At 73.7% G+C, this 15,392-nt stretch carries 12 protein-coding genes, 1 tRNA gene and 1 pseudogene; 5 read left to right on the top strand and 9 right to left on the bottom strand.

Annotation, left to right across the window (positions count from 1 at the left end; all coding sequences use genetic code 11):
• Positions 1-210 precede the first annotated feature (210 nt).
• On the bottom strand, positions 211-687 hold the full coding sequence (locus BLASA_RS01355; protein WP_014374195.1) for an NUDIX domain-containing protein: 477 nt from the start codon (positions 685-687) through the stop codon (positions 211-213).
• A 142-nt stretch (positions 688-829) separates the two neighbouring features.
• Here BLASA_RS01355 and BLASA_RS01350 point away from each other — a divergent pair, with 142 nt between their 5' ends.
• From BLASA_RS01350 to BLASA_RS01340, 3 genes are all read left to right on the top strand, one after another.
• Positions 830-1,288, top strand: coding sequence for a MaoC family dehydratase (locus BLASA_RS01350; protein ID WP_014374194.1), 459 nt, complete (start codon positions 830-832; stop codon positions 1,286-1,288).
• Between the two features lie 7 nt (positions 1,289-1,295).
• The gene (locus BLASA_RS01345; protein ID WP_014374193.1) at positions 1,296-1,874 is read left to right on the top strand and encodes a TIGR00730 family Rossman fold protein; all 579 of its coding nucleotides are present in this window, start codon (positions 1,296-1,298) and stop codon (positions 1,872-1,874) included.
• A 98-nt stretch (positions 1,875-1,972) separates the two neighbouring features.
• Entirely contained in the window at positions 1,973-3,088 is a 1,116-nt protein-coding gene (locus BLASA_RS01340; protein ID WP_014374192.1) for an NAD(P)/FAD-dependent oxidoreductase, read from the top strand.
• A gap of 69 nt (positions 3,089-3,157) precedes the next feature.
• Here BLASA_RS01340 and BLASA_RS01335 read toward each other — a convergent pair whose 3' ends face one another.
• The 4 genes from BLASA_RS01335 to BLASA_RS23200 all read right to left on the bottom strand — a co-directional run bounded on the left by BLASA_RS01335 (position 3,158) and on the right by BLASA_RS23200 (position 9,720).
• Positions 3,158-3,982, bottom strand: a complete 825-nt coding sequence (locus BLASA_RS01335) for a hypothetical protein (protein ID WP_231839614.1) — start codon at positions 3,980-3,982, stop codon at positions 3,158-3,160.
• A gap of 375 nt (positions 3,983-4,357) precedes the next feature.
• Complete coding sequence (locus BLASA_RS01330) at positions 4,358-6,622, bottom strand: immune inhibitor A domain-containing protein (protein ID WP_014374190.1); 2,265 nt, start codon at positions 6,620-6,622, stop codon at positions 4,358-4,360.
• Between the two features lie 311 nt (positions 6,623-6,933).
• Positions 6,934-8,550 (bottom strand): FAD-binding oxidoreductase, encoded by a 1,617-nt coding sequence (locus tag BLASA_RS01325; protein WP_083877892.1) that lies wholly within the window; start codon positions 8,548-8,550, stop codon positions 6,934-6,936.
• 108 nt (positions 8,551-8,658) lie between these two features.
• Entirely contained in the window at positions 8,659-9,720 is a 1,062-nt protein-coding gene (locus BLASA_RS23200) for an alpha/beta fold hydrolase (RefSeq protein ID WP_051004760.1), read from the bottom strand.
• 74 nt (positions 9,721-9,794) lie between these two features.
• Here BLASA_RS23200 and BLASA_RS26470 point away from each other — a divergent pair.
• Positions 9,795-10,665 (top strand): annotated as a pseudogene (locus tag BLASA_RS26470) (site-specific integrase).
• 78 nt (positions 10,666-10,743) lie between these two features.
• Here the strand turns inward: BLASA_RS26470 and BLASA_RS01310 are convergent.
• Positions 10,744-10,831 (bottom strand) — tRNA-Ser (locus BLASA_RS01310).
• A 109-nt stretch (positions 10,832-10,940) separates the two neighbouring features.
• Between BLASA_RS01310 and BLASA_RS01305 the strand changes: the two genes are divergently transcribed.
• Positions 10,941-12,161, top strand: a complete 1,221-nt coding sequence (locus tag BLASA_RS01305) for an MFS transporter (protein ID WP_014374186.1) — start codon at positions 10,941-10,943, stop codon at positions 12,159-12,161.
• 22 nt (positions 12,162-12,183) lie between these two features.
• On the opposite strand, the gene BLASA_RS01300 is transcribed toward BLASA_RS01305, so the two are convergent.
• Genes BLASA_RS01300 through BLASA_RS01290 form a run of 3 tightly spaced genes read right to left on the bottom strand, consistent with a single transcriptional unit; the run spans position 12,184 to position 15,352 of the window.
• The gene (locus tag BLASA_RS01300) at positions 12,184-13,230 is read right to left on the bottom strand and encodes an ABC transporter ATP-binding protein (RefSeq protein ID WP_014374185.1); all 1,047 of its coding nucleotides are present in this window, start codon (positions 13,228-13,230) and stop codon (positions 12,184-12,186) included.
• Positions 13,227-14,357 carry an ABC transporter ATP-binding protein gene (locus BLASA_RS01295; protein WP_014374184.1) on the bottom strand — a complete coding sequence of 377 codons (1,131 nt, stop codon included), beginning with the start codon at positions 14,355-14,357 and terminating at the stop codon, positions 13,227-13,229. The genes BLASA_RS01300 and BLASA_RS01295 overlap by 4 nt, the downstream gene beginning before the upstream one ends.
• Complete coding sequence (locus tag BLASA_RS01290) at positions 14,354-15,352, bottom strand: ABC transporter permease (protein WP_014374183.1); 999 nt, start codon at positions 15,350-15,352, stop codon at positions 14,354-14,356. The genes BLASA_RS01295 and BLASA_RS01290 overlap by 4 nt, the downstream gene beginning before the upstream one ends.
• Positions 15,353-15,392: the final 40 nt, after the last annotated feature.

Genomic DNA, 15,392 nt, shown 5'->3' with positions numbered 1-15,392 from the left:
CGCAGGCCAGCGCGAGCGCCAGCAGCAGCCCGGCACGCCGGGACCGGCGCTCGTGGCGGCCTGCCCCGGAGGACCGCGTGCCGCGGCGCGCGGTCCGGGACGAACGGTGGCGGGGTCGGGACAGGGCCGGCTCCTTCGTCGTGCGGACGCGGTCCCCGATGGGCGGGGCCGACCGGGGAGGTGCGGCGGCAGTGCCCACTCCCGCTCGATCTACTCGCCGGCGGTGTCCAGAAGTGGCCGGAGCCGGTCCAGCGACGCGGCGAGGCCGGGATGCAGCGGTACCTCCCGCAGGGACGCGAGCGGCAGCCACGCCACTCCGACGCTCTCGCCGTCCAGCCGCAGCTCCGCCGCCTCGAACGGCCGCGCCGGCCGGGCCAGGACCGTCGTGTACGCCCACCCGCCGTGGTCGTCGACCGAGGAGGCCCCGAGCACGACGTCGCCCGGCTGCAGGCCCAGCTCCTCCCCCACCTCCCGCAGCGCTCCCGCGGCCGGCAACTCGCCGGCGTGCAGGGCGCCGCCCGGGGTGCCCCAGGTGCCGCCGTGGTGCGACCACAGCGCGCGGTGCTGCAGCAGCAGCTCGGCGCCTCCGGGACCGTCGCGGTGGATCAGCAGCCCGGCGGCACCGGCCCGGCCCCAGTGCCGGTGCCCCTGGGCGCACGTGGTCCAGCCGTCGGTCGCGCTCAGCACGCCGCCCAGTGAACCCGGTCGCGCGCCGTCGCACCCGGCCCGGCAAGGTATCCCTCGGGAAAGTCGGACTCTGCCCACGCATGGTGAGCAGAGACAGACTGTCCGCAGAAGACATCACCCACCCCGGGGAAGGACCGACGACGTGACCACCACCACGACCATGGCCGAGCTGGACGGGCTGATCGGTACCGAGCTGGGCACCAGCGACTGGTACGAGGTCACCCAGGACCACGTGAACCTCTTCGCCGACGCCACCGGTGACCACCAGTGGATCCACGTCGACGTGGAGCGGGCGACGAAGGAGAGCCCGTTCGGCGGGCCCATCGCGCACGGCTACCTCACCCTGTCGCTGCTGGTCCCGCTGCTCGGCCAGGTGATCGCCGTGTCAGACACGGTCATGGGTGTGAACTACGGCCTGAACAAGGTCCGGTTCCCCTCCCCGGTGCCGGTCGGCTCGCGAGTGCGGCTCACCGCCACGCTGGCGAAGGTCGAGGAGGTCGCCGGTGGCAAGCAGCTGACCTTCTCCTGCGTCGTCGAGCGCGACGGCGGGGACAAGCCGGTCTGCATCGCCGAGCCGGTCTACCGCTACTACGGCGGCTGACCGCGGCGTGCGGATCGCCGTCTTCACCGGGTCCCACGCCGGGCCGGCGTCGCACACCGCCGCGGCCGCGGGCTTCGCCACCGCGCTGGCGGAGGCCGGCGTCGGCATCGTCTACGGCGGCGGGCACGTCGGGATGATGGGCACCGTCGCCGACGCCGCGCTGGCCGCGGGCGGCGAGGTCATCGGCGTCATGCCGCAGCACCTGGTCGACGACGAGGTGGCCCACCGGGGGCTGCCGCGGCTGGACGTCGTCGGGTCGATGCACGAGCGCAAGGCGCGGATGACCGAGCTGGCCGACGCCTTCGTCGCGCTGCCCGGCGCGGCCGGCACCCTCGAGGAGCTGTTCGAGGCCTGGACGTGGGGGATGCTCGGGCTGCACGCCAAGCCCGCGGCGCTGCTCGACGTCGACGGCTTCTGGCAACCCCTGCTGGCCCAGCTGCGGCGCATGGTCGACGACGGCTACCTCGATGCCCGGCGGCTGGACGCCCTCGGCGTGGTCGGCGACACCGGGGAGCTGCTGCGGTTCGTGGAGACCTACGAGCACCCGCCGCGGAAGTGGACCAGCGCCCCTCCCCCGGCGCCCTGACCGACACGGGGGGCACTCGGTACGGAAAGTCGCCCGTAGACCGGCCGGGGAGGGGCTCCGGCGCGCGCCCGGGGACGGCGCTGCCTAGCGTCGGGTCCGTGGAGCACTGGGACGTGGTGGTCGTCGGCGGGGGCCCGGCCGGTGCCGCCGCCGCGCTGGCGGCCCGGCGCAACCGCCCCTCCGCCCGCGTCCTGGTCCTGGACCGCACCGACTTCCCCCGCGACAAGGTGTGCGGCGACGGCATCGCCGCCGAAGCGCTGGACGTCCTCGGCGACCTCGGGGTCCCGCCGGCGGCGGTCACCGACGGGTACCCCGCCGTCCCGCGGCTGCGGTTGCGCTCGCCCGGCGGGACGACGGTGGAGCGCGCCACCGCACGGCCCTCCTACGTGATCCCGCGCGCTGTCCTCGACGCCCGGCTGATCGCGGCAGCCCAGGAGGCAGGGGCGGTGCTGCGCCGGTGGCAGGTGCGCGACGTGCGTGTGCAGGACGGGCACGTGGAGCTGGACGGGGCGGTCAGCGCCGGTGTGCTCATCGGGGCGGACGGCGCCGAGTCGGTGGTGCGCCGCGCCGTCGGCGTCCGGCGCAACCTGCCCTCCCAGCTGGCGGTCGCGCTGCGCGGCTACGCACCGGAGCCGCCCGGGCAGCGCGGGGTCCAGGTCATCACCACCACCGAGCAGCGCTGGCCGGCCTACGCCTGGTCCTTCCCCCTCGGCGACGGGCGGGCCAACGTCGGGTACGGCGAGCTGGTCTCCGGCGGGGCCACCCGGGCGGGCCTCGTCGAGGGCCTGCACCGGCTGCTGCCCGGCGTCGAGCCCGACCGGCTGAAGGCCCACCGCCTGCCGCTGAGCACCGGCCGGCCGCGCCAGCCCGACGGACGGGTGCTGCTCGCCGGCGACGCCGCCGCGCTGATCAACCCGCTGACCGGCGAGGGGATCTTCTACGCGGTCCTCTCCGGCGCCCTGGCCGGAGCGGCCGCCGGCTCCGGCGCGGACGCCGGAGCGCACTACCGGCGGGCGCTCGGCCACCGGCTGGGCGGGCACCTGCGGCACTCGTCCGTCGTGTCCCGGCTGAGCCGCTGGCCGGTGCTGATGGACGCCGCCTTCCGGGCCGCCGCGGCCGACCAGCGGGTCTTCGACGACGTCGTCGCGCTCGGTCTCGCCGACGGGCGGCTGGGGGTGACCACCCTCGCCGCGGCCGCGCGGTCCCTGCGCTGACCCGGGGGCCGGGCGGTCAGCCGACCGCGACCTCGACCCGGCCACGTCCGGCGGACAGCGGTGCCGGGCTCAGCGCAGCGCCGTCACCAGGGAGCAGCCGACCTCCCCGAACGTGTGGACGACGAAGCCCAGCTGGGCCAGGGTGCAGGCGACCGCGTCGTTCATCAGCTGCTGCACCGCGGCGTCGGCCGTCGTGCCCCGCACGTTCTGCACGCTCATCCGGTCGTGCGTGCGCCAGCCGACCAGGACGCCCCCGGAGGCGACGTCGGGCACCAGGCACACCCCCCCGGCCGGGCGCCCGCCGGCCGCGTCGTGCAGCGGCAGCCCCGCCTCGACCAGCGCCGCGGCGACCTCGACCACCAGGGTGGTGAGCGGGTCGGTGTCGCTGATCAGTGCGTCCCAGTCCTCGGGGAGCCGGTCCAGCTGGTCGCCGAGCTCGGTCAGCCAGGCCCGGTCCACCGCGGAGGGCCGGGGCGCGACCGTCGCGTCGGCGCGCCGGACCCCGTGGACCGCGATGGCTGCCAGCTCGCCGGCGAGGGCGGCCCACTCGGCGTCGACCTGGTCGTCGAACGGGCCGGCCACCACCTGCGCCGCGTCGTCGACCAGCCACCAGGCCGGGCCGGTCGGGGCCTGCGACGCGGGGGCGGGGCGGACGGCGACCGCGACCGCCTGCGCCTGCCCCTGCCCGTCGTGGGCCGCACCGGACCGGGCGGGGGAACGGCGACCCGCGGGGTGGTTGTCCGCCCGCGGGGCGACCGCCGCCCGGGACTCCTGCGCGGCGTTGCGCGCGAACTCGTACCGGGCCGTCGAGCTGGCCCCGAGCGCGACCACCACGGCGACGCACGAGAGGAAGCCCACCAGCGCGAAGGCCGGCCACACCAGCATCGAACCCATGACCACGGGGCGCTCCTCAGCACGTACCGCCGCGGCTGGGAAGTGCCGCGGACAGGGCAGACGCTAAGGGCCTCCGCAGGCTTCCTCGGCGGTCCCGGACCCGCCTCTGACCGCCCGTCACCTGATCGTTGTCGCAGGCCCGGCGGGCGGTCGGTGACCCGCTCTCCGGGGCGCCGTCTTGTCGACATGTACCGCGTCGACCTGCGGAAACGCGGGTTCCCGGGCCGCGGTCACGCCCGGGCGGCGCGCTCCCCCCGGCATGTCGAGCCTTCCTCGGGGCGCCGAGGGGCCCACCCAGGCATAGGAAGCTCTGCCTACGGATTCGGCACCGTATCCGTAGGCAGAGCTTCCTATGCCCTGAACTGCGTCACCGGATCAGTTGATCCGCACCTGCATGAAGGTGTCGTGGGCGCTGGTGCTCACGACGGTGATCCTCGTGCCGGTCTTCGGGACGTCGACGCCGGTCCAGCCGTTGGCGTCCGGTTGCTCACCCGGAGCAACCCACCAGTCCAGCGTGTCGTCGAAGGTCGGGACGGCCGGGAGACCGCCGACGGTGCCGGCCACACCGGTGTCCGGGTCGTGCAGGGTGAACCGGTCCGTGGCCTGCCGCCCGAAGGTGGAGTCGTAGGACTGAACCCGCGGCCGCCAGCTCTCGCCGTCGGTGCGGTCGGTGCCCTCGTCGTCGGTCGGCTCGTAGAGCAGCCCCGGGTGGGCGTCGACCGGCAGGATCAGCCCGGCACCCGGGTGGGCGCCGACGTTGTTGTCGCCGTACTGGCTGTTCCAGTAGCTGATCAGCAGACCGTCCTGGTACGGGAAGTGCTCCGCCCAGCCCGGCTGTGTCGGGTTCCCGAAGTTGTACGGGCCGGTCCGCAGGCTGTCGTCGTACGCCGTGTACGCGCGGTTCTCCAGGAGGTAGGCGTTGAAGAAGTCCTCCGTGGTCGTGCCGGTGGTCTGCTCGAAGCCGTTCAGCGTCCAGGCGGTGATGGGCGTGTCGCCGATCTCCACGGCGTCGACCTGCAGGCCCGGCTCCGCCACGGCGCCGTCGGTCCAGTAGCGGAAGCCGATCTGCGCGCCGGCAGGGACCTGGCTGACGTCGACCGTCAGGTCGACCCACTCGCCACCGGTGCCGCCGGTGATGCCGTGGCCGAAGTTCTGGCCGTTGGGGTCGGTGCTCGTCGACCGGTTGGTCTGCAGCGAGGTGACGGTCTTCCCGCCGTCGGTGGAGTAGACCGCGTAGGCGTAGTCCCAGTCCGGCTCGATCTCGTACGCCACCTGGGCGGTCAGGGTGGTGCCGCCGGCCGGCAGCGGAGCCAGCATGGCGTGGTCCAGGCCGTCACCCGAACCGGAGTACCAGAAGTCGGTGCCCTCGTGGGGCGCGCCGACGGTGGTGGTGACCTCGCGGTCCGGCAGCAGCGCGATGACGGCCTGGGCCTGCTTGGTGTTCGCCGTCGACGGGCCGAGCTTGGTGCTGAGCTTGGCGCCCGGCTGCACCAGCTCGTAGTTCAGCCAGCCCAGCTGCAGCTTCTCCCAGGCGCCCATGTGGATCGGCTTGGTGCCGATGCCGTCGGCCGGCTGGCCGGAGTTGCCGTAGGAGCCGGAGCTCATCAGCGTCCAGAAGGCGGTGCTGTTCTCCGCGCCACCGCTGTTGCCCGAGGTGTCGTAGAGGTCGGGCAGGCCGAGGTCGTGGGCGAACTCGTGGGCGAAGACGCCGACCCCGCCGTTCTCCGGCTCGACCGTGTAGTCGCCGACCCAGTACTTCGACTGGCCGACGCGGGCGCCGCCGAAGGGCACGGTGTGGCCGTCGATGGTCGGCCCGCCCTCGCCGATCCCGGTGGTCTGGTTGTACCAGCGGTGCGACCAGATGGCGTCGTCACCGAGGACGCCGCCGCCGACCTCCTCACCCATGCCGCTGTGCACGGCCTGGAAGTGGTCGATGTAGCCGTCGGCCTCGTCGAAGTCGCCGTCGTCGTCGTGGTCGTAGCGGTCCCAGACGTCGAACTGCGACAGGTACTCGTCGATCTGCGCGACGGTCTTCCCGGAGTCGAGCTGACCCGCGTACCAGGTGTTCATCGTGTCGTTGACGAACGTCCAGGTGACCGCGTCGCCCAGGTCGTTGTCGCCGTAGGAGGCGCCGGTGCCGGGTACCTGCACCCAGTCCTCGACCTCACCGGTGACGGTGTACCGGCCGGAGGAGAGCTCCTCGTAGAAGTTCGCCACCGAGTTCACGCCGGCCTCGGTGCTGTACAGCAGCTCCGCGAAGTACGGCTGCGAGAAGTCCTCGGCCCAGATGGTGCTGTTGTCCACCGCCCGGTCCGGTTCCGGGATGCTGTTGTGCGGCAGGTCGGCGAACTCGCCGAGGATGGTCCAGATGGCGTCGCTGTCCTCCTGGGCCAGCTCGACGTACTGCCCCTTCGCGACCTGGACGACCTTGTTCTCGCCCTGCGGGGTGGCCTCGCCGCGGAGCACCTTCTCGAGGGCGGCGGCGCGCAGCTCACGCTGCTTGTCGGCCAGCGGGCTGGTCAGGTCATGCGCGCGGGCGGGGGGCGCGGGGGCGCCCTCGGCGGGCGGTGCGGCAGAGGCCGTCACGGGGACCGCCATGACCAGGGCGGCGCCGACGACGACGGCCAGGGATCTCTTCACGGATGCTGCTCCTGGGTCGGAGGACGACCGCCCAGCCGACCGGCGGGAGTCACCGGCGCCCTCACGGACGGTCGTCCGGGACGTTAGGTGAGCGCAGCATCGTTGTCTACAAATCGACACCGGCCGATCACGGAGCGAATTCACGGAGCAGGGTCAACCGCGGCGCAACCTGCATCTCTACCGCCGCGGATCATCCGTCGCCCGGATCGACGCCCGCTCGCCGCGTCCCACGCCGTGGGACGGGCGGTGGCGGAGGTCGGCCTTTCCGGCCACGCGGTTGCGATGGCCAGCCACCCGCCTTCCCATGCAACTCACTGACCGGCTTGCCACCCCGCCCTCTGCTGAGCGGGCTTGATGTTCGAGTTGTGATGGAAGAGGTTCCCGGGGTCGTAGGCGGCTTTGATCCGGGCGAGGCGCCGGTATTTGTCGGGGCCGTATGCCGACCTCACGCGGTCGTCATCGGCGTCGGTCAGTGCGTTGACGTACAACCCGAAGTGGGGCGTGTACGGCTGCAGTGCCTGCCACAGCTCTCGGACCCAGGCTCGGTCGGAGACGAGCAGGTCGGGGGCCGGGCAGACCGCGACGATGAACACCGCGTAGCGGGGTGAGCGTCCGCCGCTGAACGCGGTGGCGTCGTCGGGGATCTCGGAGTAGGCCTGGTCGAGCCGGTAGAGCAGCAGCACGGACAGCGGCGAGCTCTTGCCGGGCAGGTGCTTCACGATGACGTCGATCGCGGCGTCGGAGAGCTCCTCGAGGTAGGCGCCCTTGTCGTAGTCGTGGAAGCCCCAGGCGTTGGGTTCGTCGAGCATCTGCTGCAGGGCGACGTAGGGCATCGGGGTGACGTACTCCCACACCGGCGGCAGCGCGCCACGGATGCGGTTCAGCAGGCCCTCGTGCTCGTCGCCGGAGGAGAACCCGGTGACGAGGAGGGCGTAGCCGGGCTGCAGCTGGTGCTGTTCGGGCACGAAGGGTGCCGGCGGCGCCTGGAGCCCCGCGATGATCATGTTGAGGTCGGGCGGGAGGGTCGCCATGACCTCGCGGGCCAGCCGCAGCACCTCGCGGCCCTGGTCGAGACCCCAGAAGAGCAGACCCAGGTGCACGATCGGGCCGGCTTCGATGAGCCGGAACTCGAACTGCGTCACGACTCCGAAGTTGCCGCCGCCGCCGCGGATGGCCCAGAACAGGTCGGGATCGTCCTGCGCCGAGACGTGGCGGATCTCGCCGTCGGCGGTCACGATCTCGGCGGAGACCAGGTTGTCGATGGTGAGGCCGGCCTTGCGGGTCAGCCAGCCCATGCCGCCGCCGAGTGTCAGCCCGCCCACTCCGGTGTGGCTGACCACACCGGACGGTACGGCGAGGCCGTGCTGCTGGGTCGCGGCGTCCAGATCGCCGAGAAGGGCACCGCCCCCCACGCGCGCCCGGCGGGTGTCCGGATCGACGACGACGTGGTTGAGTCGGCCCAGGTCGATCACCATGCCACCGTCGACGACCGAGGCGCCCGACATGCTGTGCCCGCCGCCGCGGACGGCGATCTCCACGCCTTCGTCGGCGGCGACGGTCACCGCGGCCGCGACGTCGTGTGCCGATGCGCACTGCACGATGACGGCCGGGCGCCGGTCGATGTCCGCGTTCCAGACCCGGCGCGCGTCGTCGTAGCCGTCGTCCTCCGGTGTGATCAACCCGCCCGTGACCCGGGTCCGGAGTCCGTCCAGGCTGTCGTGGCGCAGGCCCGTCGTGTCCGACCTCGGGTGATCCGTCAACGGCGCGGAACCTGGGCGTCGCGCGGTGGCCGGATCTGCCGCGGCGGGCGCGTGGCCGTCGGGCGGGTCGACGGTGCCCACCGCTGCGCCGGAGATGGAGGGCGCTTGGGCGAGGACGTGTGCGCCGGAGAGCTCGGGCAGTGACTCGGATGCCGGTCGGTCGGTCATACGGGGACGGTAGGGACCGGCGCCTCCCGAGGGCATCGGTGCGGCTGCGCAGGTCTGCGCGGGCTCGACCGGGCTCCGTGGGCTGCGAGACACCCGTCGTGCGCAGGACTACGCAGGGGTGACCGGCCGGCCGGGGCGGGACAGCCACTGCCCGACGGCCTCCGTCCGACCGTGCACGCCAAGCTTCGCGTAGGAGTTCAGCAGGTGCCGTTCCACGGTGCGGACGCTCAGGTGGAGTCGCCGGGCCGCCTCGGCGTTCGTGCAGCCTTCCGCGACGAGTTGGAGCACTTCGGCCTCGCGGGCGGTCAGCTGCGCCGACGATCTGTGGTGGGCGCCCCCGGTGAAGGCCGTGATGCGCTCGGCGAGCACGGCGCTGTCCCCGACCAGATGAACGTGTGCCTCGCCGTCGACCAACTCGAGGACGGCCCCGGGTATCCGTCCTGCCAACCGCCGCGCCGCCTCGGGTGAGACGAACGGATCTCCCCACCGGTTGAGCACCAAGGTGGGTGTCTGAAGCTGGCCCAGGGCCTCCGTGAGGTCGTAGGAGCCTGCCGCGTCCTGGAGCGCGACGGTCATCTCAGGGGTGGCCGAGGCGTGCATCACCGCCGCGAAGGCCCCCACGTCATCGGCATCGCAGCCGGGCGTGGCGAGGGCGGCGATCGCTCTGGTCGCGGCCGGCCAGTTGGCCAGGATCAGCTCGCGTAACGGAGGCCACGTCGTGGCGTCGATCAGTGTCCGGGCGCCGGTGCCGTAGAGGATCAGGTGGGACACCCGGCGCGGTTGGCGATGAGCCACGGCCACGGCGGTCGGTCCGCCGTGCGACGGGCCCAGGACGGCGAACCGCCGGAACCTCAGCTGATCAGCCAGGTCGACCAGGACCTGCACCTCCCCGTCCAGCGAGAAGTCCGTCCGATCCCGGTCGGACAGGCCGGTCCCCCAGCGGTCGTAGAGCACGACCGTGTGGTCCCGACCGAGGACCTCGTGGAACCGGCGATAGCCCGACAAGGAGGTCAGCGCATCGAGGTGGGTCAGCCAGGGTGGGATGACGATCAGCGGCGGCCCCGACCCCAGGGTGGTGTAGGCGATCCGCGCCCCGACCGCCGACCACATGAAGCGGACGCCGCCCATCATGAACGCACCGTAGTGGTGCAGGGGGATGGCATTCGACATCGCAAGTCTCTCAATCCGACCAGGCAGCGAAGAATCGCCCGCCAGGGCAGCCGCGCCCCGGACCTCCTGGAGTGATGGCCCTCTGGTTGCGACCACATGCCCGGCCTGAACATGACGGTCGAGGACTCGGTGACCCCGCGCTGGGGAGCCTGCCGCTCGACCGCACAACTCCGGCAGCCGTGCGGCGATGGCATGCCGAGACCAGCGCAGCCACCGGCCCAACGGCGACCAGACAGGCCTACGCCCTCCTCCACGCTGTCCTGGCCACGGCCGTCGCGGACGACGCGCTCCCCTGGACCCCCTGTCGGATCACGGGGGCGGGCCAGGCCCGCAGCGACGAGCGACCGCTGCTGGACCTCGACCATGTGCAGCGCCTATCCGCCAACATGCCGGAGAATCTCCGGGGCCTCGTCGACCTGGCCTTCCGGGCTCATCTGCGCCTCGGCGAGCTGCTGGCTCTCCGCATCGGCGACATCGACATGGACAACGGCACCGTGACCGTGCAGCGGCAGGTCGTGGAGACGGACGCCGGCCCCGTGGAGAGTCCACCGAAGGTGGGGAGCCAGCGCGTCATCCACCTCCCGCCGCAGGGGGTCTCGGCACTGGCCGGACACCTGAAGACCCGCTCCCCGGCGCTGCCAACGGCTCGGCTGTTCGCGCGGAGGAACGGGAGCCCTCCGCGCCCATCACGTCCACGCCGCCTGGAGCACGTCCCGGCGAGCAGCCAGCCTGGCCGGCGTCCATCTGCACGATCTGCGGCATGCGGGCCTCACCCTGGCGGCGCAGAGCGGGGCGACCCTGGCCGAGGTCATGCGGCGCGCCGGCCACTCGTCGTCCCGCGCGGCGATGATCTACCAGCACGCGGCTGAGCAGCGCAATGCCGAGGTCGCGGCCCGCCTCGGGCACCCCGCAGCGGGCACGACGCCGAACCGTACGGGCACGTAGCGGGCACGCGACCGGGTGGCGGCGCCGGACGCCCGTCGACTGGAGCTCTTCGGTCAGCGCGAACCCGCTGGTCAGGAGCGGAGGGCGTGGGATTCGAACCCACGAAGAGGGGTTACCTCTTAGCGGTTTTCAAGACCGCCGCCATCGGCCACTAGGCGAGCCCTCCTGGCGCCGTCGAGGCTAGTGCGTGCGCGGCCGCCGGTCGCGCGGGGCGTCGTCCCGGCCGCCGCCGCACCCGATGCGGGGCACCCGGAGGCGAAGGGCAGCATGGAGCCATGGCACCGGGGACCGAGGCGCAGCAGGTTCCGGGCACCCGCCGCTCGGGGTGGTTGCTGGTGCTCCCGGCCGTGGCCCTGGTACTGGTGGCGTTGTGCCTGCGCGCCCCGTTCGCCGCCGTCGGCCCTCTGCTGGGCGAGCTGGGCGCGGAGCTGTCGCTCTCCACCGGCGCGCTCGCCGTCGTCACCGCCCTGCCGCTGGTGTGCTTCGGGCTGGTCTCCCCGTTCGCGCCCGCGCTCGCGACGCGGTTCGGCGTGCACCGTGCGGTCCTCCTCGGCGTCGTCGCCATCGCCGCCGGCGTGGCGCTGCGCCTGGCCGGCGCCCCGGGGCTCTACGTCGGCACCGTGGTGCTCACCGGCGGCATCGCCGTCGCCAACGTGCTCCTGCCCGCGGCCGCCCGCGCCGACTACGGCAACCGGAGCGCCCTCGTCCTCGGCATGATCGTCGCCTCGATGGCCGCCTCGGCCAGCATCGGAGCCGGCCTCGCCCAGCCCCTGGCGAACGCCGCCGGGAGCGCGCTCACCGGCCTGGCCCTCTGGGGCGGGCTGGTGCTCGCGGCGCTGGTCGCCATGGCGCTCCTGACCCGCGCGCGGCGCGACGTCTCCCGGCCGGCCCCCGCACCTCAGGGCGCCCGCACGGCCGTGCTGCGCGACCGCGTGGCGCTCGCCGTCACGCTGTTCTTCGGGCTCCAGTCGCTGGCCTTCTACTCGATGCTGACCTGGCTGGCCGAGATCCTCGAGACCGAGGCCGGCGTCTCCCCCGTCGCCGCGGGCGGGATCCTGGCGCTGGCGGTCGCGCTGGGCCTGCCGGCGTCCCTCCTGGTGCCGCCGCTCGCCGCCCGCCGGCCGGGTCAGGGCGGCTGGGTGCTGGTCGGCTCCCTGCCTGTCCTGGCCGGCCTGCTCGGCCTGCTGCTCGCCCCCGCTGCGGCTCCGCTGCTGTGGGCGCTCCTCTACGGCCTCGGCAGCGGCGCGTCGTTCCCGCTCGCCATGACGCTGATCCTCCAGCGCACCCGGGACGTCGGCCAGACCGGACGGCTGTCGGCGTCCGCGCAGAGCCTGGGCTACCTGCTGGCCGCCACCGGGCCGCTCGGCATCGGGCTGCTGCACCAGGCCACCGGCGGCTGGGCGGCCGGGCTGGTGGTCCTGCTGGTGGTCGTCACCGTGCAACTCGCCATCGGGCTGGCCGCCGCGCGCCCCCGGCTGGTCGGCGAGGCGGTCTGAGCCGGCCCGACCCGGCGGATGATCAGCGGGAGGACGGCTCGGCCGTGACGCCCTCGGGGGTCTTCGTCACCGGCGTCCCGACGACGCCGTGCAGATGGCAGGCGGCCAGCTGGCCGGGCGCCCCGGCCGGCTGCAGCGCCGGGTCGACGTCGTCGCACGGCCCGAACACGTACGGGCAGCGGGTGCGGAACCGGCAGCCGCTGGGCACCGCCGACGGCGAGGGCACGTCGCCGGTCAGCACGATCCGCTGGCGCGCCCGCTCCTGCGCCGGGTGCGGCACCGGCACCGCCGACAGCAGCGCCTGCGTGTAGGGCATCTGCGGATCGCTGCCCACGGCCGCCGCCGGCCCGACCTCGACCACCCGGCCCAGGTACATGACGGCGATCCGGTCGGAGATGTGCCGGACGGCGGACAGGTCGTGCGAGATGAACAGCAGCGTGAGCCCGAGCTGCCGCTGCAGCCGGCGCAGCAGGTTGAGCACCTGCGCCTGCACGCTGACGTCGAGGGAGGCGATCGCCTCGTCGCAGACCAGGAAGTCCGGCTCCCCCGCCAGCGCGCGGGCGATGCCGACCCGCTGCCGCTGCCCACCGGAGAACTCGTGCGGATAGCGTCCGGCGACGACGGGGTCCAGCCCGACCAGCTCCAGCAGCTCCCCCACCCGCGCGGCCCGCTCCTGGCGACCCGACCGCAGGCCGTGCACCTCCAGGGGCTCGCTGACCGTCTGCGCCACGGTGCGCCGCGGGTCGAGCGAGGCGAACGGGTCCTGGAACACCATCCCGGCCCGGCGGCGCATCTCCTTGAGGCCGCGGCGGTCCAGCGAGGTGACGTCGGTGCCGTCGAAGGTGACCGTGCCTCCGGTGGGTGGGACCAGCCGCAGCAGCGCGTTGCCCAGCGTGGACTTCCCGCAGCCCGACTCCCCCACGAGACCCAGCGCCTCGCCGCGCAGGATGTCGAGGTCCACGCCGTCGACGGCGCGCAGCACGCCGGCGGCCTTGCCCCGCAGCCCTCCGCCGCCGACCGGGAAGTGCACCTCGAGCCCGCGCGCGGAGACCAGGACGTCGTCGCTCATCGGTCCCCTCCCGAGGGGCTCGCGGCACGGGAAGTCCCTCCAGCGGCGTGGCTCTCCGTGCCGGGAGCCCCTTCGGCGCACCAGGTGGCGGCTCGGTGCGGGAGGTGGGCGCCGCCCTCGTGGGCGCCCGACGACGTCGCTCCGGACGCGATCGCGCCGGCGGTGCCCGGACCTCGTGAGACGACTGCCAGCGGCGGCTGCTCGTGCTCGCAGCGCGGGTCCGAGCGCACCGGGCAGCGCGGCCAGAACACGCACCCCGGCGGCAGGTCGGTGGGCGGCGGGGGGAGGCCGGGCACCGCGGTCAGCTCGGGCACCTCGCCGTCCGGGCCCACCGGTGCGGCGAGGTCGGGCAGCGAGCCGAGCAGGCCGCGGGTGTACGGGTGCGCCGGCCGCTCCAGGACGTCGTCCACGGTGCCGTCCTCCACGCACCGCCCGCCGTACATGACCAGCACCCGGTCGGCGATGCCGGCGACGACCCCGAGGTCGTGGGTGATCCAGATGACGCCGGTGCCGTGGTCGGCCTGCAGCTTCTCGACCAGGTCGATGATCTGCGCCTGCACCGTGACGTCCAGCGCCGTCGTCGCCTCGTCGGCGATGAGCAGCGACGGCGAGTTGGACAGCGCGATCGCGATGACCACCCGCTGCCGCATCCCGCCGGAGAGCTCGTGCGGATAGCGGTCCAGCGCGCGGTCGGGATCGGGCAGCCCGACCTCCCGCAGCAGGTCCGCGGCCCGCGAGCGGGCGGCGGCCTTGGAGACGTCGCCGTGCGCGCGGATGCCCTCGACCAGCTGCCGGCCGATGGTGAGCACCGGGTTCAGCGAGGTCATCGGGTCCTGGAAGACCATGCCGGCGCCCGGCCCGCGCACCTGCCGCAGCCGGTCGGGCGACATGGCCAGCAGGTCCTCGCCCTGCAGCAGCGCCGTCCCGGTGACCGTCGCGACCCGCGCCGGCAGCAGGCCCAGCAGCGCCAGCACCGAGACGCTCTTGCCGCTGCCGGACTCCCCGACCACGGCGACGGTCTCGCCGGGGCCCACGGTGTACGAGAGCCCGTTGACGACGTCGGCCAGACCCCGCGGCGTGCGCAACCGCACCCGCAGGTCCTCGACCGCCAGCACCGGCTCGCTCATTTCCCGCCCCCGGCCATCAGCGTGCGCTGCCGCGGGTCCAGCGCGTCCCGCAACCCGTCGCCGAGCAGGTTGAAGCAGAGCACGGTCAGGAAGATCGCCATCCCGGGGAAGAAGGCCAGCCACCAGGCCAGCTCGATGTAGCCGCGCCCCTCGGCCAGCATCAGCCCCCACGACGGGTCGGGCGGCTGGGTGCCAAGGCCGAGGAACGACAGCGCCGCCTCGGCGAGCACCGCGAAGGCCAGGCTGATCGAGGTCTGCACGATGATCGGCGGCGCGGCGTTCGGGAGGATGTGCCGGGTCAGGATCCGCCAGTCCGAGGCCCCCACCGACCGGGAGGCCCGCACGTACACCTCCTCACGCACGCCGAGCACGCTGGCCCGGGTGACGCGGGCGAAGATCGGCGTGTAGACGATGCCGATCGCCAGCGCGGTGTTCCCCGACCCGGGCCCGCGGACGGCCAGCACGGCGATCGCCAGCAGCACGGCCGGGAAGGCGAACAGCATGTCCATGATCCGCATGAGGACGTCGTCGACCCACTTGCCGTAGTAGCCGGCGAGCAGGCCGATCAGGGTGCCGGCGATGAGCGCGAAGCCGACGGCGAGGAAGCCGACCTTGAGCGACACCGAGGCGCCGAGGATGACGCGGCTCAGGATGTCGCGACCCAGGTCGTCGGTGCCGAAGGGGTGCGCCCAGCTGGGCGACTGCAGCCGCTCGTCCACCGAGATGTCGTTGGCGCCCTCGGAGGCGAACGTGTCGTCGAAGACCGCCACGATCACGATGAACAGCAGCACCAGCGAGGCGATCGCCGCTGTCGGGTTGTGCGCCAGCAGGCTGAGCGTCTCCCGCCACCGGGGGCGGGCCGGGCGCAGCGACGGCGGCTCGGACCGCGTCTCCCGTTGCGGCGACCCGCCGGGAGGCTCCTCCGGCGTCTCCGGTCGGCGCGCGTCGTCCGGCTCCTGGTAAGGCGGGGGCCCGGGTGTCGGCTGGATGCTCATGGCAGCAGGACTCGGCTGGATGTCGCCCGCAGGCCTCGGC

This window comes from Blastococcus saxobsidens DD2, assembly GCF_000284015.1.
GTDB lineage: Bacteria > Actinomycetota > Actinomycetes > Mycobacteriales > Geodermatophilaceae > Blastococcus > Blastococcus saxobsidens_A.
This window is presented reverse-complemented; position numbering and strand designations above follow the sequence as displayed.